The organism is Acinetobacter gandensis (assembly GCF_001678755.1).
GTDB classification, from domain to species: domain Bacteria; phylum Pseudomonadota; class Gammaproteobacteria; order Pseudomonadales; family Moraxellaceae; genus Acinetobacter; species Acinetobacter gandensis.
In genome coordinates this window covers 77,168-97,850 of record NZ_LZDS01000025.1, presented here as the reverse complement: position 1 = coordinate 97,850, position 20,683 = coordinate 77,168, and the positions used below count along the sequence as shown (strand labels likewise).

The 20,683-nt window shown below is 39.0% G+C and carries 16 protein-coding genes; 9 read left to right on the top strand and 7 right to left on the bottom strand.

The window, feature by feature from the left end; translation table 11 throughout:
• Window positions 1-108: 108 nt before the first annotated feature.
• Window positions 109-1,182: a GGDEF domain-containing protein gene (locus A9J31_RS09050; protein WP_162270487.1), complete on the bottom strand. Its 1,074-nt coding sequence runs from the start codon at window positions 1,180-1,182 to the stop codon at window positions 109-111.
• A 301-nt stretch (window positions 1,183-1,483) separates the two neighbouring features.
• Window positions 1,484-2,164: a tetratricopeptide repeat protein gene (locus A9J31_RS09045; RefSeq protein ID WP_067764439.1), complete on the bottom strand. Its 681-nt coding sequence runs from the start codon at window positions 2,162-2,164 to the stop codon at window positions 1,484-1,486.
• Window positions 2,165-2,361: 197 nt separating this feature from the next.
• Here A9J31_RS09045 and def point away from each other — a divergent pair, with 197 nt between their 5' ends.
• From def to herA, 7 genes are all read left to right on the top strand, one after another.
• Window positions 2,362-2,841: a peptide deformylase gene (def, locus tag A9J31_RS09040; RefSeq protein ID WP_067764436.1), complete on the top strand. Its 480-nt coding sequence runs from the start codon at window positions 2,362-2,364 to the stop codon at window positions 2,839-2,841.
• A 274-nt stretch (window positions 2,842-3,115) separates the two neighbouring features.
• On the top strand, window positions 3,116-4,330 hold the full coding sequence (locus A9J31_RS09035) for a GGDEF domain-containing protein (RefSeq protein ID WP_081410305.1): 1,215 nt from the start codon (window positions 3,116-3,118) through the stop codon (window positions 4,328-4,330).
• A gap of 55 nt (window positions 4,331-4,385) precedes the next feature.
• The gene (locus A9J31_RS09030) at window positions 4,386-4,829 is read left to right on the top strand and encodes a hypothetical protein (RefSeq protein WP_067764433.1); all 444 of its coding nucleotides are present in this window, start codon (window positions 4,386-4,388) and stop codon (window positions 4,827-4,829) included.
• Between the two features lie 86 nt (window positions 4,830-4,915).
• Window positions 4,916-6,190 carry a glutaminase gene (locus A9J31_RS09025; RefSeq protein ID WP_067764429.1) on the top strand — a complete coding sequence of 425 codons (1,275 nt, stop codon included), beginning with the start codon at window positions 4,916-4,918 and terminating at the stop codon, window positions 6,188-6,190.
• Between the two features lie 118 nt (window positions 6,191-6,308).
• Window positions 6,309-7,343 (top strand): molecular chaperone DnaJ, encoded by a 1,035-nt coding sequence (locus tag A9J31_RS09020; protein WP_067764426.1) that lies wholly within the window; start codon window positions 6,309-6,311, stop codon window positions 7,341-7,343.
• A 99-nt stretch (window positions 7,344-7,442) separates the two neighbouring features.
• Entirely contained in the window at window positions 7,443-8,678 is a 1,236-nt protein-coding gene (locus tag A9J31_RS09015; RefSeq protein WP_067764424.1) for a DUF4297 family anti-phage-associated protein, read from the top strand.
• Entirely contained in the window at window positions 8,671-10,419 is a 1,749-nt protein-coding gene (gene herA, locus A9J31_RS09010; RefSeq protein WP_045795823.1) for an anti-phage-associated helicase HerA, read from the top strand. The genes A9J31_RS09015 and herA overlap by 8 nt, the downstream gene beginning before the upstream one ends.
• A 44-nt stretch (window positions 10,420-10,463) precedes the next feature.
• Here the strand turns inward: herA and A9J31_RS09005 are convergent, their stop codons facing one another.
• Window positions 10,464-13,358 (bottom strand): valine--tRNA ligase, encoded by a 2,895-nt coding sequence (locus tag A9J31_RS09005; RefSeq protein ID WP_067764422.1) that lies wholly within the window; start codon window positions 13,356-13,358, stop codon window positions 10,464-10,466.
• Window positions 13,359-13,544: 186 nt separating this feature from the next.
• Between A9J31_RS09005 and A9J31_RS09000 the strand changes: the two genes are divergently transcribed.
• A complete protein-coding gene (locus A9J31_RS09000; protein ID WP_067764420.1) occupies window positions 13,545-14,210 on the top strand; it encodes a hypothetical protein in 666 nt (221 codons plus the stop codon).
• Window positions 14,211-14,242: 32 nt separating this feature from the next.
• Window positions 14,243-15,049, top strand: coding sequence for an SDR family oxidoreductase (locus A9J31_RS08995; RefSeq protein ID WP_067764417.1), 807 nt, complete (start codon window positions 14,243-14,245; stop codon window positions 15,047-15,049).
• A gap of 79 nt (window positions 15,050-15,128) precedes the next feature.
• Here the strand turns inward: A9J31_RS08995 and A9J31_RS08990 are convergent, their stop codons facing one another.
• The 4 genes from A9J31_RS08990 to A9J31_RS08975 all read right to left on the bottom strand — a co-directional run bounded on the left by A9J31_RS08990 (window position 15,129) and on the right by A9J31_RS08975 (window position 20,677).
• On the bottom strand, window positions 15,129-15,563 hold the full coding sequence (locus tag A9J31_RS08990; RefSeq protein ID WP_067764413.1) for a YbjQ family protein: 435 nt from the start codon (window positions 15,561-15,563) through the stop codon (window positions 15,129-15,131).
• A gap of 3 nt (window positions 15,564-15,566) precedes the next feature.
• On the bottom strand, window positions 15,567-15,923 hold the full coding sequence (locus A9J31_RS08985) for a YbjQ family protein (RefSeq protein ID WP_067764410.1): 357 nt from the start codon (window positions 15,921-15,923) through the stop codon (window positions 15,567-15,569).
• A gap of 120 nt (window positions 15,924-16,043) precedes the next feature.
• Window positions 16,044-17,498: a multidrug efflux RND transporter AdeIJK outer membrane channel subunit AdeK gene (gene adeK / locus A9J31_RS08980; RefSeq protein ID WP_067764407.1), complete on the bottom strand. Its 1,455-nt coding sequence runs from the start codon at window positions 17,496-17,498 to the stop codon at window positions 16,044-16,046.
• Window positions 17,498-20,677: an efflux RND transporter permease subunit gene (locus A9J31_RS08975; RefSeq protein WP_067764404.1), complete on the bottom strand. Its 3,180-nt coding sequence runs from the start codon at window positions 20,675-20,677 to the stop codon at window positions 17,498-17,500. The genes adeK and A9J31_RS08975 overlap by 1 nt, the downstream gene beginning before the upstream one ends.
• Window positions 20,678-20,683: the final 6 nt, after the last annotated feature.

The window sequence follows — 20,683 nt, the reverse complement described above, 5'->3', positions numbered from 1 at the left end:
ATGAATAATCAAACTTTTTTGAATGATAACAAACTAATTTTTATGACAATTATATTATGTCGAATGTGTAATACCTATGAACAATTCCAAAACTTAGAAGTGTGTATTTTAAGGGCTTAACTGCCACTGTACTTGATTTCGCCCATACTTTTTGGACTGATAAAGTAACAAATCTGCATGCTGAATTGATTCATGAATTTGCGCATAGTCTTGAAAAAAGCTGATACCAAAACTGATTGTTATCTTTATTTTTTGATTTTGAATATTCATGACTGACTGTTCAATGTGATGACGCATACGCTCCACCACTAATAGCGCTGTATCACGGTCAATGTCATGTAACAGGATTAAAAACTCTTCGCCACCAATACGAGAAATTTCATCTTGTTTACGTAAAGATTTTCTTAAAATATCTGCAACTTTCTTGAGGGCTATGTCACCAATTTTGTGCCCATAGTTATCATTAATGTGTTTGAAATGGTCGATATCACAGACAATAACAGCATGCTGAGAAGGGGATGAACGTTGTTGTCGCTGTTGAATTTTTTCTTGAAAAGCCCTTCGATTAAGCAAGCCAGTTAAAGGGTCAATACGGCTTTCACGTTTTAATTCTTGATAAATATCTTGAATAGCACAGCTAATAAGTAAGGCTGCAAGTGCAATACTTAAGACTAAAATTAATAACTGCAATGTAGCGAATAACATATTGTTCGCTAAAATTTCATTGCTCGGTTCAAGGACAAACATTAAATAACCGATGCGAAATATCACCACAAAAATAAGCAGGACGACTGAAACGCGAAGCAAGCGGTCAAGACGATGCTTAAGCTGTGCCTCATACAATGCAGGTAAATTATGAGTAAATAAGGCAATAGGCACGATGGCCAGCATACTTAGGCGATAGCTATATTGCTCATCAATTATTGAAAAATAAAAAGTGATTGACATGCCGATCGCAATAATCAGCAGCATAAACAACCACGAAATTTTTACTTTTAAGCGTAGGCTGACAGCTTGCACAAACAAAGCCACACTAAAAAAAAGTAGACCACTAATAATTGTAGAAATCCGTGGAATTTCTGTGGGCTGAATAATGCTATACATTAACAATGCTGTTCCTGCGAGCGCAGTAGAATAGCCATAACGCACCAAATAATCGGGGATGTGCTTTATGAAAGGCATAATGCTAATCACGAATCCCATAGTGATCATAAATAATGGGGTAACCAGACTAAAAGCATTCAGCTGAGGAACAAGCATAAAAAATAGTATAAAAATACAGCAATAATCAAAATTAATCTTAGCACTAAATCCTATGTTACAGTTTGTAACTGATCGGAAATTTGAAGAAAAATTTTCATAACAAAGATTGATAAAATCAATGATAAAAATGAATTAAGTGAAACTTCAAACAATATTAATTTTTTTAAAAACAATTATTTAGAGCCTTTACTTTAGATTGAGTAAAAATAGAATTTTCATCTTAAAATTGTCCATTTTGGCGGATTGATTCGAGTAATTCTGCCCGTACTTCAAGCTGTGTTCGCATGTCTAATTCAAGCTGTAAATTACCACGTAAAGCCTCGGGTTGACGTTGTACATATCTTTGTAAATCACCTAAGACTTGATGCTCTCCTGCTTGATATTGAAACAGTTGATGTAACCACAAAGCATCTTGATACTCATTTGAATCTTGATGGAGCTGAGCCAATGCATCTTGATTCAGTTTGACAACTTCACGGTAACATTGCTGAATATCGTTGGGCGTAGCTTTAAGAATTTCCTGCACTAAACATTGTTGACTGTATGTTATTGCTGATGGTTTCAATTGAAACAAATTTCGGTTCACCTCTAAGGCATCTTGAAAGCGACCCAACTGCATCAATATTTGTGATTTTAAATGTAGAACGGAATAATCTTCGCTAATTTGTGGAATATCCAGCAGTAAAGCATTCAGGTCTTGTTGTAGCTGTAAATGGTCGTGATGTTTGAGATAGTCGTTCCAAGTTCTTTCATAACGTTGCAATAAATCTGCAGCTTGAGACGAAAGGACCTGTTCACTTTTAGACTGAGCAACATGTTCATTTTGGGGCGTAGGTTTACAGGCACTTAATATGAATACAGAGCACAGGATCAGTACAGTAATTTGAACGAATTGCATCATTGGACGTCCATGTTAGATGACGGTGTATCGCTTTTTATTATGATTAAGTTTTTACTTCTGTCGATGAATTTTTGAAGTTACATGTGCCTGAGAATTTTCAGATAACCGATGTACTTTTGAATAAATAAGCATAGCTCTACCAGCTATAATCGCTAAGATGTGATTCAGCGAAAGATAAAAGATTAAAGGAAACTAACATGTCGCAGATTATGGCAGTTGCACAACTAGGTGAAGCAATACTTGGCATTCGTGCGAGGGAAATACAAATCCATGAGTTGAATAGTAATTGGCTTCAGCATTTAACGGCAAGCATGCAAGCGACCATGTTAGAACGTAATGGTGTCGGTATCGCAGCACCTCAGGTCTATGTTTCTAAACGCGTGATTATTGTGGCCTCTCGACCGAATGTACGTTATCCAGATGCACCAGAAATGCAGCCAATTATCATGCTGAATCCAGTAATTACTAAGCGTTCAGAGCAAACGATTTTAGGTGAGGAAGGCTGTTTGAGTGTGCCGGATACGCGGGGGCAAGTGGCACGTGCTGAGAAAATTACCGTGCAATATTTAAACTTACAGGGACAGCCTGTTGAAATTCATCTAGAAGGTTTTCCAGCACGAATTGTACAGCATGAAGTCGATCATTTAGACGGTATCTTATTTACTGAACGACTTTAAGTAGATGTGATGGTTTTACGAATATTGTGTAAGCAAAATATGCAGCACTATTTTGAAAAAAGTTGACCTGAACAGATGACTGTAAAGTTTACTTTTTAAGCCAATTTTAGGGCTGCTTTGAAACTGAGGCATAGTGAGCATTTAACAGCGATAGATTAAAAATAACTCAAATTTTTCATTATTTTACATGTAACAAATCATTTTGGTCATTTCTTTTTATACGCATTTATGGGTATAACTAAGCGCATAATAAAATCAGAAAACAGTACAAAAAATGGGGAAGTATCTTGGATATGGCATCTACAAAAAAATGTGGGTGTATTGGGATAAGCTCAAACATTATCTATTTGAATCAGATAATTTAATTATTAACTGGTCGGATTATGATAAAGGCCGGCTGCTGCTTATTTTTGGCATTTTGGCACAGTTTAGTGTGCTGCGTTGGTCTGTGGCCAATTTTTACTATTCAGAAAATGTCATTTGGTTTGATCCAGCTGCATTAAAAATGCGGATTCTTATTGGGTCATTGGTTTTGAGCATGTTTGCCTTGCTGGCAGCACTGAGTTTTTGGTTTAAAAAGAATAAGCCTTTTCGTACCTTTTTTAGTTATTTCGCCCCCGTATTGTTTGGCTTCGGCATGATTTATGGCGGTTATATGGTGGGTATTTATAGTCCAGCTACCATGGCGGGCACAGTGAATTTACTATTGGTCGGATTGGTCTTTTATCGCCCTATTATTATGTTGGTGATTATGTTCCCAATTACGATTTTTATTGGTGTAATCTGTTATTTAACGGCACAAAATCGTTTGGACTATGCGCCGATATTTAGTCCTTTACTCAACCAATCCAGTTTTTACGATAATTCCTTTTGGCTACTCAGTATGGCGGAGCTGTATTTACCGATCTTGCTGGTCAGTGCTTTGTTTTTTCAAATCTTACTGATGCAATGGCGTCATCGGGAACAAAAAATTGAAGCTTTAAGTCGTGTCGATGGACTGACCAATGTCTATAACCGCCGCTTTGTCAGTCATGAATTGCATCAACTTACCCATGAATACGAACAAGAATTTGCAGTCGTGTTATTGGATATGGATTATTTTAAACAAATCAATGATCAATATGGGCATGAAGCGGGCGATTTGGTATTAAAAAGGATTGCGCAGATACTCAATGACAGTACCCGTAAGCAAGATGTGGTTGGGCGCTTTGGCGGTGAAGAGTTTATTTTAATTTTAAAAGATCAAAATTTAGAACAAGCCATTGAGGTTGCTGAACGTTGCCGTCGTGCCATTTTTGATGAAGACATTATTTTAACCAATCAACATTGTTTAAAAATAACAGCTAGCTTTGGTGTCGCGACTGCTGTTGAGGGGACATCACCTGAATTAGTCACTCGACTCGCCGATCAAGCACTGTATTTAGCCAAGCAACAAGGGCGGAACCAGGTACGTCATTTTCATGAGCTAACATCAACTGACATGAGCTAACTTAAGCTAAATTTAGACTCCATGAATCGTGTTTAAGCTTTGGGTGAGATGAGCCATGCAAACAATTCAATTTCATTTGGCTGCAAACCAATTGCAGTTTGATACAACCGAGCAGCAATGTGTCTTTCAAATCGGTTTAAAACAGTTGATGGAAAAAAGTATTCGCCGTGCTCATTTTGATGATTTAGCGATTGAATATCTCATCTATGCAATTGAAGAAATATTAGAACAATTAAAACTGGAGCATCGTGTTGAACGTATTGGTATAAGCCAAGATGCTGAATTAAAAACCTTAAGTCATGTGTTATTTGACGATAGTCAGATAATTGATCGAATCGCGCTAGAAGCAGCTTTTAATCAAATGGTTGAGCGCAAAGAATATTATCTAAACCTGTTAGCACAAGATGCTTTTATCGTACTGAGCTATTTCGTATTCATTCGCGAGATGATGCATCATTTAAATATTGTTTATATTGAGTTAGGGACCAAGGCTTTATAGAAATATTGTAAGCTTGAATCAAGCCTGAGCCTGAATTTGGTATAAAAAAGAGTACATCCAAACTTATAACAGACATAGGCAAAAGAATGAAAACACCCGTGCCAGATTATCTTCAGCATGTTTTAGCTGCATGCGATCAAAACCATAAAGGTGCACTTGCAGATTATATTCCAGAGCTTGCACAGGCTGACCCAAACAAATTGGCATTGGCACTTTCTACGGTAGATGGCACGATTTACTCAACAGGAGATGATGAGGTTGAATTTACCATTCAATCAATGTCTAAACCTTTTGCTTATGCCTTGGCGATACGTCATCATGGTTTGGATGTAGTATTAAAAAAAGTCGGGGTTGAACCCTCCGGCGAAGCCTTTAACCAAATTGCTTTAGATAAAAATACCAATCTGCCTAAGAATCCGATGATAAATTCGGGTGCAATCACGACGCATGCTTTACTCCCGCATCAAGATGGCATTTCACGTGCAGAAAAGCTTCGTCAGTTTTTAAGTGAGTTAGCAGGGCGTGAGCTGAGTTTTGATGACGCAGTGTATGCGTCTGAAGTAAAGACCGCATTTCGTAATATGTCGATTGGCTACATGTTACGTACTGTCGGTGCTTTGGATGAAGAACCTGAACAGATTGTGCATGGTTATATTCAACAATGTGCGATAAAAGTCACAGTGAAAGATTTAGCGAAAATGACCAGTGTATTGGCCAACGGCGGAGTACAGGCTGAAACAGGCAAGCGGATATTGTCACGCGCTGTGGTTCGCCAAGTACTGAGTGTAATGATGACGTGTGGCATGTACGATGCCGCAGGTGACTGGCTGAGCACAGTTGGCATACCTGCAAAAAGTGGCGTAGCAGGAGGCATCATGGGTGTGCTACCGGGGCAGGTAGGTATTGCGGTATTTAGCCCAAAACTCGATGAACACGGCAATAGTGTACGTGGCGTGGAAATTTTTGAACGATTGTCTAAAGATATGGGGCTGCACCTGATGGAGGGGACGCCTAGCGCTCAGACTATTGTACAAAGACGTTATACCTGTGGCGTTGATAACCAAGTTGTGGTGTATGAGCTGCGTGGTGTGCTGCAATTTACGGAGTCTGAAATGTTATTGCGCATACTGCAAAATGAAGCTGTCGAACCGACTCAAATTGTCCTTGATCTCACTAATATTTCTTTGATCCATGATGTCGGTGAACGTATGTTATTTGAAGGTGTAGATCGCTTGATTGCAGATGGTCATGACGTTGTCGTGATTGACTCTGAGCAAATCTTACAACAAGGCCGAAGCCATGCAGGACATGATGTTGTACGCCATGAGGAATTAGAACAATACTTACAACATTTTGCTTAAGTGATTTTTTTTAATTATCCAATCGATGCTGCATGAACGACACGACATACATTATGTAGCACTGCTTGGGAGGCTGTGTTTTCAGCTATAATGATATTTTCGCTGTACGTTTTCATGTATGTCTTTCGATTTAAAAACCACGCATCAAACCCAACTAGAGCCCGCCACACCCGATAAAAAGCTCAATCGTTTAATTGATGAGATTGAACAGCAAAAATTATTGTTGGCTGCTTGGCAAAATGCTAAAGATGAGATTCGTGCTTATAGTCAAAAGGCACTCATGCCTGTCTATCGGGATCTATACGCTACGCTGTATGAACAAATGCAGACCTTGTGGAATAGCTTGAATTTATACCGTTTCAGCAAAACTGATACATCGACTGTTGAAGATAAAATCCAAGCCCTTACTCGTCTACTGCAAGGTTCTCGTATGCTGAATCAACAGCAGGTGGATGAGGTTGAGAAGATGTATGCTTATTATGTACAGGCGAACGAGTACGATAAGAAAAAATCCAAGAAGAAAGATGAGTTTTTTGAAGCGTCTGAAAATATAGCGTCTAACGTTCAAGAAGAAAGCTTTGATGAGGATTGGAATAGCGATCAATACCAACAAGCACGTGAGCAAGCCAAGCTCAAACGTCAGCAAGAGAAACAAGCCCAAGCTGAAAAGTTAGTGAACCAATCACTCAAAACAGTCTATCTAAAAATTGCTTCGATCATTCACCCTGACCGTGAGCCTGATGAATCTAAAAAAGCTGAGAAAACTGAGCTTTTACAACGTGCCAATGACGCCTATGAACAGGAAGATTTATTCTTTTTATTGAAACTTCAGCTTGAAGTGGAACAAAGTAAGCAGGGTTCAAATAAAGGTTTAACTGCGGAGCAAGTGAAGTTTTACCAACAGGCTTTGGAAGTGCAAAGCCAAGCTTTAAAGCAGCAAATTCAGGAATTGATAGATTCGCTCGTTTGGTCAAATAAAGCCAAAATTGCGGTGCAAAAGTCCAAAGGGCAACTCAATATTGAGCAGTTGTATAAACAGATTGATGCGGATGTGTCTGCGATGAAGCAACAGCTGAAAGCGGAAAAGCAAAGGTTGAGTTTTATGGGGAAAGAGCGTGGGTTGGAGATGTTGTTGGAGCATGGGGTGCTTTAACCGAGAAGTAAATAAGTGTATAAAAATATTAGATAATTTTTTGAACTGAATATAGAATAATCAATTATTTTTTTAATTTTTATTTCTATAGGGGTGAAAATGTCTGAGCCAAATAGACAGGCGATAGATACAATTAGGGGCTATTTATATCAGTTTGATAATACGATTCTGCAAATCCTGAACCATGAAGATGAAAATGCTAGTTTTACTGTTGAAGGTATTGAAGATATTGATATTGAGCAGATAGGCTGTGAAACAGTTGCCATACAATGTAAATATTATGAAAAAAGCGATTTTACGCCATCAAAAATTAAAGAAGCTATAGTTTGGATGGTTAAAGATTTTTCAAAAAGAGTTAAAGACGGTAAAGAATTAATACAATATAAATTATTTGGTCATTATAAAAGTGGACAAGATAAAATCCTACTTCCTATTAGTATTGCTTATCTTAAAGAGAGCCTTTTAACAAGTAAAACACAAGAAAAAGAAGATAAACCGAGTGTAACCACGAAAATTCATGAAGAGTTAAGTTTAAATGATGAAAATTTAGAACTATTTTTAAGTAAGTTAACTCTTAATATTGATGGTCAATCTTTAGATCAACAGCATGAGTCCATACTGCAAAAACTATCTGAACTAAATATATGTACTAGTGGTGATGCAGAGTTTTTTTATGCAAAAAGTATCTATATCATACGAAATTTAGCCAAAAACCAATTGGAAACCGAAAGAAAAATTACGAAAAGTCGATTCATTGGTGATCTCAAGTATTCTAAAAAAATGATTTTTGATCATTGGTATTTGGAAAGAGTAAGTGGAGAAAGGTACTCTAAGTCAATAAGAAAAAGATATTTTAATAATACTCAGTCTAAATTTAATAGGTTTTTTTTGATAGATGCATCAGGTATCGATTATTATGAAATAAAAAATCTTTTAAAGAGTATTAGTCATAAATGGTCAAATCAACATGCTGTAAGACAAGTTGAAAAATTTTGTCCTTATGTATATTTACATAATTTTAAAGATGAAGATCTGTGCAAAATTAAAAAAGAATTGATAAGTGAAAATTTTTTAATAGAAGATGGTTATTACTATAAAGGAAGTAGTTTTGATCCTAAATTATTTATACGAGATGTTGTAGATTATGGTAATCCTTATAGAGTTTTTTTGAAAATCATTAATGATCTTGATGATTTTAATCAATTACATCAAGAAAAAATTTCAAATAAATATATTTACCAAATGTATTCAAAAAATCCATTTATAGATATTGATGATTCTTTTGATATTTATTTTTCAAATTTAGATTGTTTGAGGGGAATGATTTGTGAGTGATACAGGATGTTTAGCAGAAGTAATATCAGTAAAACCTAATAAAATTATTGTGCAGGTTACAAATCTTGAAGATTTTAAGCTACCTAATGAATCATTAAAAGTTGGATCATACATTAGAGTGACTAATAATGATGATGCCATACTGATTGCTGTTATTGAAAATTTTACAATTGGAATTGATCACAATACCCAAAGAATTTATCTAATAGAAGCATTACCATTAGGTGTATTGGAAGATGGTGAATTTACAAGAGGTGGCGACACAATTGCAATTCCACCTAAGTTAGTGCAACCAGCTACATTAGAGGATATTAGAGCGATTTATAATTCAATTTCAGAGGATAAACGTTTAAATTTTTGTAAATTAAGTACTAATAAAAATGTTCTAATACCAATAGATGGTAATAAATTCTTTAATAAACATATTGCCATTTTGGGTTCAACAGGCTCAGGAAAGTCACATACGTTATCTAAAATTCTACAAACAGCAGTATCTGCAAAAAGTGGTAAGTTTAGTCTGAATAATTCTCATATTATTATTTTTGATATTCACTCTGAATATAAAAATGCATTTCCGAATGCTAATTTTTTAGATATTAATACGTTGGAAATACCATATTGGTTACTTAATAGTGATGAGTTAGAAGAAATTTTATTGGATACAGGTGAACGTGATAATTATAATCAGTCTTCAATATTTAGGAAAATAGTTACACTTAATAAGAAAAAGCATAACCCTGATATATCTAATATTTTTTATGATACTCCAATAAAATTTGATTTAAACGAAGTTGTTAATGCTATTTTTAATTTAAAAAATGAAACTAAAAGTTCTAAAAATCCAGATAATTGCATGATTGATGATGCAAATATTGATAAGGATGTTGGTTATTATTTTCAAAATGATGATGAAAAAATCAATTATTTTTTTGATAGGCAATTAAAGTTTTTACCTACGAAAAATTCGTATGTTAATAAGGGTATGTATGCTGATGGAACATTAGATAAATTCTATAATCGTTTGAGTGAAAAAATTAGACAAGATCGTTTAAGTTTTATGTTTAATAACGACCTTAAAGATATAGAGTTTGTGAATGTTCTTAAACAAATTTTAGGCTTTGAAAAAGATAAAGAATCTAATATTACTGTAATAGATTTAAGTGATGTTCCATTTGAAGTGCTGACAATTACTGTTTCAGTAATTTCTAGATTAATATTCGATTATGGATATTTTTATAAAAGACATAGATTTGAGCTTAATGCTGAAGAGAAAATTAATAATGATGTTCCTATTTTAATGGTTTACGAAGAAGCACATAAGTATGTTCCTAACAGTGAACTAACAAAGTATCGAGCATCTAAAATTGCAATCGAGCGAATTGCTAAAGAAGGAAGAAAGTATGGGATAACATTAATGTTATCTAGTCAAAGACCATCAGAAATTTCTGAAACTATTTTTGCTCAATGTAATAATTTTATTTCGATGCGACTTACAAACCCTGTCGATCAAAACTATGTAAGAAAACTTTTACCCGATTCGCTTGGTGGTATTATCGATATTTTGCCTAGCTTGCATCAAGGTGATGCATTGCTAGTAGGAGATTCAATAGTACTCCCATCTATCGTTACTATAGATCGTTGTAATCCTGAGCCATCTTCTAGTGATATTCCATATTGGACGTTATGGAAAGAGCAATGGAAAGACGTTGCATTTGAAGACATTTGCCAAAAATGGAAATAAAAAATCCCCTCATTCGAGGGGATTTTTTGAATCAAACTACAGCATTAAAGCGCTGCAATCTGCTCCATATTCGCTTTAATCTTCGCTAACTGATCAGCAAACTCAGCAAGCTTCACTTTCTCACCTTCAACCACAGCAGCAGGTGCTTTGCTTACGAAACCTTCATTAGAAAGTTTGTTGGCAATTTGGTCATGTTGTTTTTGAACCTTGTCTAAGTCTTTTTGTAGACGAGCCAATTCCGCTTTAGGGTCAATTAAACCCTTCATAGGAACGAATACAGACACATGACCCACTACAGATGAAGAAGACAATGGCGGTTGTTCAGCATCACCCAAGAACGTGATGCTTTCAACTTTAGCCAATGCCTTAAATAATGGTTCAATACGTGCGATTTGTGCTTTTTCAGCATCCGTTGTGTTTTGAAGCAGAACAGGCAACAAGCGCGCATTCCCTAGACCCATCTCACCACGGATGTTACGTACCGCACCAATCAAACCTTGCAGCCATTGCATATCAGCTTCAGCTTGTTCGTTGATAAGCGCTTGGTCAGCAACAGGGTACTGCGCAAGCATAATCGTTTCGCCAACGATGTTCAGTTTCGGCGCAAGTGTTTGCCAGATTTCTTCTGTAAGGTACGGCATCAACGGATGTGCTAAACGTAAAGACGCTTCCATTACAGAAAGAAGAACACGACGTACTTCAGCTTTACGCTCAACCGATACATTTTCGTCATTGAGAACAGGCTTAGTGAGTTCTACATACCAGTCACAGTATTCATTCCAAATGAACTCGTAAATCGCTTGTGCAGCTAAGTCTAAACGATACGTCGCAAATGCTGTTTGCACAGCTTGTTCCGCTTTTTGTAGACGGCTCACGATCCACTGTTCAGGCAATTCCCAAAGGTCTTGGCGAACTTCTTGACCAATCACTTGCTCTTCGCAGTTCATCATCACGAAACGGGTTGCGTTCCAGATTTTGTTGGCAAAGTTACGGTAGCCTTCAACACGTTTCATGTCGAACTTAATGTCACGACCCGTGTTGGCAAGCGCACAGAAAGTGAAACGCACGGCATCTGTACCGTAAGATTGAATGCCTTCTGGGAATTCTTTACGGGTAGATTTCTCAATCTTCGACGCTTGTTTCGGGTTCATCAAACCATAAGTACGTTTTTGTACTAAGGTTTCAAGATCAACACCGTCAATCAAGTCTAATGGGTCAAGTACATTACCCTTAGATTTAGACATTTTTTGACCTTCGCCATCACGTACCAAACCGTGTACATACACAGTTTTAAACGGTACTTGTGGTGTGCCATCTTCATTTTTCATGAAGTGCATGGTCATCATGATCATGCGGGCAACCCAGAAGAAGATAATGTCGAAACCTGTTACCAATACATCAGTTGGGTGGAAAGTATTTAAGAAATAGTTTTCTTTATCTTTCGCAGCGTCGCCAGTCCAACCTAAAGTTGAGAATGTCCAAAGACCTGAAGAGAACCATGTATCCAATACATCTTCGTCTTGGTTCAGTTCAACGTCAGCGGCAATACCGTTTTTCTCACGAACTTCAGCTTCATTACGACCTACGTAAACATTGCCGTCTACGTCGTACCAAGCTGGAATACGGTGACCCCACCACAATTGACGCGAAATACACCAGTCTTGAATGTTGTTCATCCAAGCCATGTACATGTTGCTATATTGCTCAGGTACAAATTTGATGTCGCCATCTTTCACCGCTTTAATGGCAGGCTCAGCAAGTGGTGCAATTTTTACGTACCATTGGTCAGTCAGTAATGGTTCAACAATCACGCCTGAACGGTCACCGCGAGGTGGTTTAAGTGTGTACGGTTGAATTTGGTCTAACCAGCCTTCAGCCTCAGCTTGAGCAACCAATTGTTTACGTGCAGCAAAACGCTCTAAACCAACATATTCTGCTGGAGCAGGAATGGTTTTAGAAATTTGCTCGCCTGCTTTTGCGATGTATTCAAACTCAGCAAGAACTTCAGCATTTTTGTTGAAGATGTTGATGATTGGCAATTCGCAGCGTTTACCCACTTCATAGTCATTGAAGTCATGCGCAGGGGTGATTTTTACACAGCCTGTACCGAATTCTTTATCAACATATTCGTCTTTAACGATTGGAACCGCACGACCAGTAATAGGCAAAATAATGTTTTTGCCAACAAGCGCTGCATAGCGTTCATCATCAAGTGCAACTGCTACAGCTGTATCACCAAGTAATGTTTCAGGACGAGTGGTCGCAACAACGATGTGATCTTTGCCATCGTGGGTACGAATTGATTTATCTTCAAAGAAGTATTTGAAGTGCCAAAGTGAACCTGCTTCTTCTTTATCAGACTCAACTTCTAAGTCAGAAAGGGCAGTTTGTAATTTTGGATCCCAGTTTACAAGGCGTTTACCGCGGTAGATCAAACCATCTTCGTGTAGTTTTACAAACACTTCTTTCACAGCATTTGATAAACCCTCATCCATGGTAAAGCGTTCACGTGACCAGTCTACAGATGAGCCTAGACGACGAATTTGACGGGTAATGTTACCGCCAGATTGTTCTTTCCATTCCCATACTTTTTCAATGAACTTTTCTCGGCCAAGGTCATGACGGCTCACGCCTTGTGCACCCAACTGACGCTCTACAACCATTTGTGTAGCAATACCAGCGTGGTCAGTACCCGGTTGCCATAAGGTATTTTTACCAGACATACGGTTATAACGAGTCAACGCATCCATAATGGCATTGTTGAAACCATGACCCATGTGCAAGTTACCAGTGACGTTTGGCGGTGGAATCATGATACAAAAAGATTCACCTTTTTGAGAGGGCTTGAAATAGCCACGCTCTTCCCAAGTTTGGTACCATTTTTTTTCGATCTCAGTCGGATCGTAGGTTGTCGCGATATTTTGCGCTGAATCAGTCATAGTCTAAACAGATCAAAAGTGGATAAAAAATTGGATCTATTGTAGCAAAAAAAATGACGATTTAGGGATGTTGGGCGAATGTAAACTTTAGCCAATTGGCAGTATAAAAAAGAGTCCGTATGATAGGGCAAGTACAAGAAACACAGATTGATCCCAAAACTAAGATAAAAATAGGAGCAATATCATATGAGTTATTCAATTTTTCTTAAAATTCAGCCAGAAACTTATCAACGTTTTGATTCGATTTATCAAAAATTAAATGCAGGTGAGTCTGAAAGCCAGTCTAAAGTTTTGGGTGACAATCTCGCAGATATTACCTGCGAAATATTAGATCAAGTGTTTGGTCAAATGGCGCGTATGAATAAATCGGGAGATAACGAGTCTGAAAAAATTATTCAGCAAATTCGTGAAACGACCCGAAAGTATATGCCATGGTCGGTGTCTTTCTTTGGCAATGACCGTTTAAAACCCATGGTGAATTATTTACATGGTCGTTTTTATCAAGAAAATGGTCAACATTTTATGAATTATCCAGTAGATGCCACACTTGCCAACGAATTGTTGGGTTGTGTGAATCAAATGAAGGAAGGCAATAATCAATATGTATCGCCTGCTTTAAAAGCCTTTACCAAAGTGGTGGACGAGGGCGTAACACACTTAGTGCGTGAACCAAAAAAAATGCTGAAGTTTAATATGGTGGTGGATAAAACCTTAAATGGTGTCATTAATTTAACCACGCAATTGGGTTATAAACGTTTTGATAAATTAGGTAAAACTTATAATGCACAAGACATGAGTCAATATTTTGACCATTTCATGGCATTTTTTAATGATAAGTCGGTAAAAAGTTAATTAAAAACAAAGTGAAGGGTATAGGCACGCGCATGGCAAAGTTTGAAAATTTAGATGGCAAAGTGGTGTGGATTACCGGTGCATCATCCGGTATTGGTAAAACCATGGCAGCAGAATGTGCAGCACAAGGGGCGCAGCTTATTCTTACGGCGCGTCGTGTAGATGAATTGGAAAGTGTACGTTTAAGCCTTACAAACCCTGAGCATCATATAGTTGTTGCAGCAGACTTAACCAATGAAAATCAAGTGCGACATGCCTATGAGCAAGTTTTACAGCGTAAAGGTCGTATCGATTGGCTAATTAATAATGCCGGGCTTAGCCAACGTGCCTTGATTAGTGAAACGTCCATGCAAACAGAACGCGCTATTATGGAAGTAGATTACTTCTCGCAAGTATTCTTAACCAAAACGGTATTACCGACCTTTCTAGCTCAAAAATCTGGGCGTATTGCTTTTGTCTCGAGTGTGGCAGGCTTGCTAGGTACGCAATATCGAGCGTCTTACTCGGCGGCCAAAGCAGCCATTCACATGTGGGCAAATAGCTTACGGGCTGAAGTTGCTCAAGATGGCATTGAAGTTTCGGTAATCTTCCCTGGTTTTGTTAAAACCAATGTTTCGATAAATGCACTGAATGGTGAAGGTAAAGCACAAGGCTATGACAATGAAGCCACTGCCAATGGTTTAGAAGCTGATGATTTTGCCAAAATAACCATTAAAGCTTTACAGCAAGGGCAAGAATATATTGTAGTAGGTGGTCGCAAGGAAAAACTCGGCGTTGTGGTATCACGACTATCGCCGAAGACCTTATATAAGATGATTCGTAAAATGAAAGTGAAGTAATACAGATCCATTTTCAAAAGTTTATGAATTTAAAAAGCCTCCATGACTAGCAATAAAGATATAGGAGGCTTTTTATTTTTTAACCCTGAATTGCCGTGCCATAAGCAAATACTTCAACCATACCGCCGTGCATGCCCAGCTCAGTTGTACTTAAACGTAAGCCCATAATATGAGTTGCACCCATATTTTCCGCTTCTTGTTTTAAGCGAACTAACGCTTCACGGCGCGCACGTTCGACCACACTTTCATAGCTGGTCAAACGACCCCCAAAAAAGTTTTGAATGTTGGCAATCACATACTTAAAGTAATCATGTGAAATGACAACATTACTTGAAATCATTTGGCCTGTCTGTGTACTGGTTTTAAAACGATTATTGTCTACACGAATATGTGCCAACCTTCGTTCTTGTTCTTCCAATTCTCTCAGATGTTTTTGTTCGGCATGACGACCAAATCCCCAGCCGATGCAAAACAGCACCACAAAAATCAGGACTTTTAAAATAAAAGCATCCATGACTTAGTCCTGTGTTGGAAATGGATCTGGAATTTTATGTTGTAGTGGTTCGACACAAACTGCAGTACCGTAGACAAATAACTCCGATGCGCCTTGGGCGATATTTGATGTTGAGAAGCGGATACCCACGACTGCATTTGCACCCATCGCACGGGCTTTATCAATCATACGGCTCATGGCTTCTTGACGAGATTCTTCTAATAATTCGGTATAGCCTTTAAGTTCACCACCGACAATATTTTTTAAGCCAGCCATAAAGTCACGGCCAACATGTTTACTGCGTACTGTACTGCCATAAACCACGTCTAATTGTTGGGTAATGGTGTGGCCTGGAACAGATTCGAGATTACTTAAAAGCATTTTTAATATCAAAAAGTAAAGAGATGAATTGAAGATAGAAAAGTCTCATTGAAAAAGCAATAAAAAAAGCCCACCGAAGTGAGCTTTTATTTCGTACTTTAGCAAAGCTAAAACGAATGATTATTTTGTCGCTGCTGCTTTACGTTCAGTAGTTGAAGGTTGGTATTGAACAGCATCAGATGAGTTGGCTTTAATACCACCACCCAAGGTTTTATAAAGCTCAACTTGGTTATTCAAATTGGCTTGTTCGAGCAACAATAAACCTTGCTCAGCTGCATATGATGCGCGCTGTGCATCAAGAACAGTTAAGTAGCTATCAATACCTGCGCGGAAGCGGGCATTCGATAGTTTATAGGTTGTATTGGTTGCATCAACTAAACGACGTTGTGCTGCAATACGGTCACCAATGTTTTGACGAACAGCTAAAGCATCATTCACTTCACGGAAAGCTGATTGCACTGATTTTTCATAATCAGACAATGCAATTTTCTGGTCAGTTTCAGAGACTTTAATGTTGGCTTGACGTGTACCCCAGTCGAAGATAGGAATATCTAAGCTTGGGCCTGCAGACCATACAAAGTTGCCTGATTTGAACAAATCACCTAGGTCAGTCGAAGCATAACCTGCTGAACCCGTTAAGCTGATGGTTGGGAATAAACGCGCTTTTGCTGCGCCAATGTTAGCACCCGCTGCAGACAGTTTATATTCTGCTGCACGGACATCAGGACGGTTATTTAACAAGTCACTTGGAATACCTGAGCCAATGGTGTTGGTTGCAGTGATACGATTAACACGCTGGGCAGGAAGTAGGTTTGCCGGAACTTGTTGTCCTACAAGTAAATTCAACAAGTTTTGCGCTTGGGCAATTTGTGTCTTGTAGTTGGCAACATCATTACGTGCAGTTTCTACAGAAATTTGTGCTTGACGTACAGGAACTTCACTGTCGATACCTACATCAAAACGCTTTTTGTTCAGATTGTAAGATTCAAGCTGAGCCTTCAACGTTTGATCTGCAAGCTTTAAATTAGCATTGGCATAAGCATAGTTTAACCAAGCTTGAGCCACTTGGCCGATCAATGCAATTTGTGTTGCATCACGTGCACTTGCAGTTGCTAGGTAGCTATCTAAAGCGTTGTCTTTCAGGCTGCGTACACGGCCCCAAAAATCTAGCTCATAGGCAGTTACACCCAAACCTACATTATAAGAGGTGATAGGCTTGGTTGTATTTAAAGTGTCTTGACGTAGTACGCCACCACTCGCACCGATCATCGGTAATTGACCATTGGCAGTGATTTGATACTGTTGCTGCGCGCGGTCTATATTTAATGCCGCAGTACGTAAGTCACGGTTATTGGCTAAAGCTAAGTCAAGAACTTGTACCAGACGTTGGTCAGCAAAGAAATCTTTATAACCCTGTTCAGCCACTGAAGTGCCAGCTGCACTTGCTGTATAGCTTTCTGGGATATTGGTCTGAACAACCGGTTCTGGACCACGCATGCTTTGGCAGGCAGCCAAAGCAAGCGCAAGTGAAGAAACCGCAATGCTACGACCTGCAATAGACCATACATTTTGCATCACGATAAATGCTCCTGATTATTTTGTTGTTTTGGTTTGTACTTAAAGATACTTCGAATCCATACGTAGAACACAGGAATAAAGAAGATACCGAGTAGGGTCGAACTGATTACGCCACCCAATACACCATAACCTACAGAGTGTTGGCTACCTGCACCTGCACCCGAAGAAAGGGCAAGCGGAAGTACACCAAAACCAAAGGCTAATGTTGTCATGATAATTGGACGTAGACGCATTTTAGCGGCATGCAATGTTGCGTCAAACAGATCTTCACCTTTTTCTTGAAGTTCTTTGGCAAATTCTACGATCAAGATCGCATTCTTCGCGGACAAACCAATGACGGCAATAATTGCCACCTGGAAGTAAATGTTATTCGCCAAGTTTGGATTTTTGAAGAACACCATTCCAAGGAAAGTCAGTAGTAGCGCACCCAAGACACCCAGTGGTACAACCAATAATACTGAGAACGGAATTGACCAGCTTTCATACAAGGCAGCAAGACATAGGAATACGATTAACAATGAAAGTGCGTATAGGAATGGTGCTTGTGCGCCAGACTCACGTTCTTCTAGTGATAAACCTGTCCATTCATAGTCAAAGCCAGGTGCACCCATAGATGGAAGTTTTTGGATAATTTCTTCCATCGCTTTCATTGAGTCACCCGAACTTACCCCAATACCTGGTGAACCTTGAATGTTCACAGATGAGATACCGTTATAACGCTCAAGACGTGGTGAACCATAAGTCCATTCACCTGTAGCGAATGTTGAGAACGGAACCATCGTACCTTGGTTATTACGTACATACCATTGGCTTAAGTCTTCAGGCATCATACGTGCCGCAGCTTCACCCTGTACATAGACTTTCTTCACACGACCACGGTCAACGAAGTCGTTGATGTATGAACCACCCCATGCCATACCCATGGTGGTATTGATTTCAGCAATGCTGACACCCATAGCACCAGCTTGAGCTTGGTCAATCGTGATTTTGTACTGTGGTGTATCTTCTTGACCGTTTGGACGAACACCTATGAGGCGTTTATCTTGAGCAGCCATACCGAGCACCATATTACGTGCGTCGATTAATTGTTGATGTGTTTGACCTGCTGATGCTTTCAACTGAAGGTTGAAGCCAGCACTCACCCCTAATTCAGGCATTGCTGGTAATTGAATTGGCATGATGTATGAAGCATCCTTCACAATCATGTTCAATGCCATACCACGTTGAATAATCGCGCCAACCTGAGATTCAGGGCTAGTACGGTCTTCCCAATCTTTTAATTTAATGAAAGCAAGACCCGCGTTTTGACCGACACCTGTAAATGAGAAACCGGAAACGCTGAATACAGAGTCGACGTATTTTTCTTCATTTTTAAGGAAATAGTTGGTCATTGCGGTAACAGTTTTGTCCGTACGCTCTAATGAGGCATTCGGTGGTAACTGTACCAGTGTCATCACGACACCTTGGTCTTCTTCGGGTAAGAACGAAGATGGAAGTTTTTGGAACAATAGCACCAATAAACCAATCACAACTGCATAGATCACACCAGAGAAAATCTTATGGTGTGTCATGAAGTTCACGCCACCTTGGTATTTATCTGCAAGTTTATCGAAACCGTTGTTAAAGCCTCGGAAGAAACGCGCAAAAATGCTGTTGCTTTGAGGTTTATCTTTTTCATGTTGTTTCAACATGGTTGCACAGAGGGCAGGGGTAAAGGTCAAAGCCACAATCAATGACAGAACCATTGCTGTTACCAGCGTGATTGAGAACTGACGATAAATTACACCTGTCGTACCACCGAAGAATGCCATCGGAACGAATACAGCGGTTAAAACAGAGGTAATACCGATTAGGGCGCCCGAGATCTGTTTCATTGAGATTTCAGTTGCAGTCACTGGGTCAAGATGATCTTCGACCATGACACGTTCAACGTTCTCTACCACAACAATCGCATCATCCACGAGGAGACCAATCGCCAGTACCATCGCGAACATGGTGAGTGTATTGATCGAGAACCCAAACATGTTAATGACAGCAAATGTACCCAATACAACCACTGGTACAGCCAATGTTGGAATAATCGTTGCGCGCCAGTTCTGTAAGAACAAGAACATCACAAAGAATACGAGAATCACGGCTTCTACAAGGGTATGTACAACACTTTCAATAGATAACTTAATGAATGGCGTTGTATCAAAGGCAAGAGTATCTTCTAAACCATCAGGGTAGTTTGGACGTAATTCTTTTAGACGTGCTTCAACTGCTTCTGCTGTATCTAATGCGTTTGCACCAGTTGCTAGTTTGATTGCAACACCGCCGGCAGGGTTGTTGTTAAATTTAGAGTCGAACTGATAGTTATCCGCGCCTAATTCAACACGTGCTACATCACCTAAACGTACTTGAGCACCATCCGAGCTGTTACGTAGGAAGATGTTTGAGAATTGTTCAGGTGTTTGTAGCAAACTTTGAGCAGTAACTGTTGCGTTTAAAACTTGACCTTGTGTTGATGGTGCACCACCCAATTGACCAACAGCAACCTGCGCGTTTTGTGTGCGGATTGCAGCAGCAACATCACTCGGTGTTACTTTTAGGTTTGCCATTTTGGCAGGGTCTAACCATACACGCATTGCATATGAGCCACCGAATACTTGGACTTCACCTACACCCGCTACACGGCTAAGAGGTTCAGAAATATTCGAGTTTACATAGTCCTTAATGTCGTCGGCAGTCAACTTACCTGACGGTGAGTGGAATGCCACAACTTGCAAGAAGCTCGCGCCAGACTTTGTTACTTTTACACCTTGACGTTGAACGTCTTCAGGCAAAAGTGCTGTCGCAGACTGCAATTTGTTCTGAACTTGAACTTGGGCGATATCTGGATCAATCCCTTGTTCGAAGTTTAATTGGATTGATGCTTGACCGTTACCCGCACTATTTGACGAAATATAACGTAAGCCATCCAAACCATTCATTTGTTGTTCGATGATCTGAGTCACTGTATTTTCAACGGTTTCTGCAGATGCACCAGGATAAGTTGCAGAGATCGACACAGTCGGCGGAGCGACGGTCGGGTACTGCGCAATTGGCATTTTTGTTAGCGTGAGTACACCCGCCAACATAATCACCAATGCAATCACCCATGCAAAAATGGGGCGATGAATAAAGAATTGAGCCATTCAGTC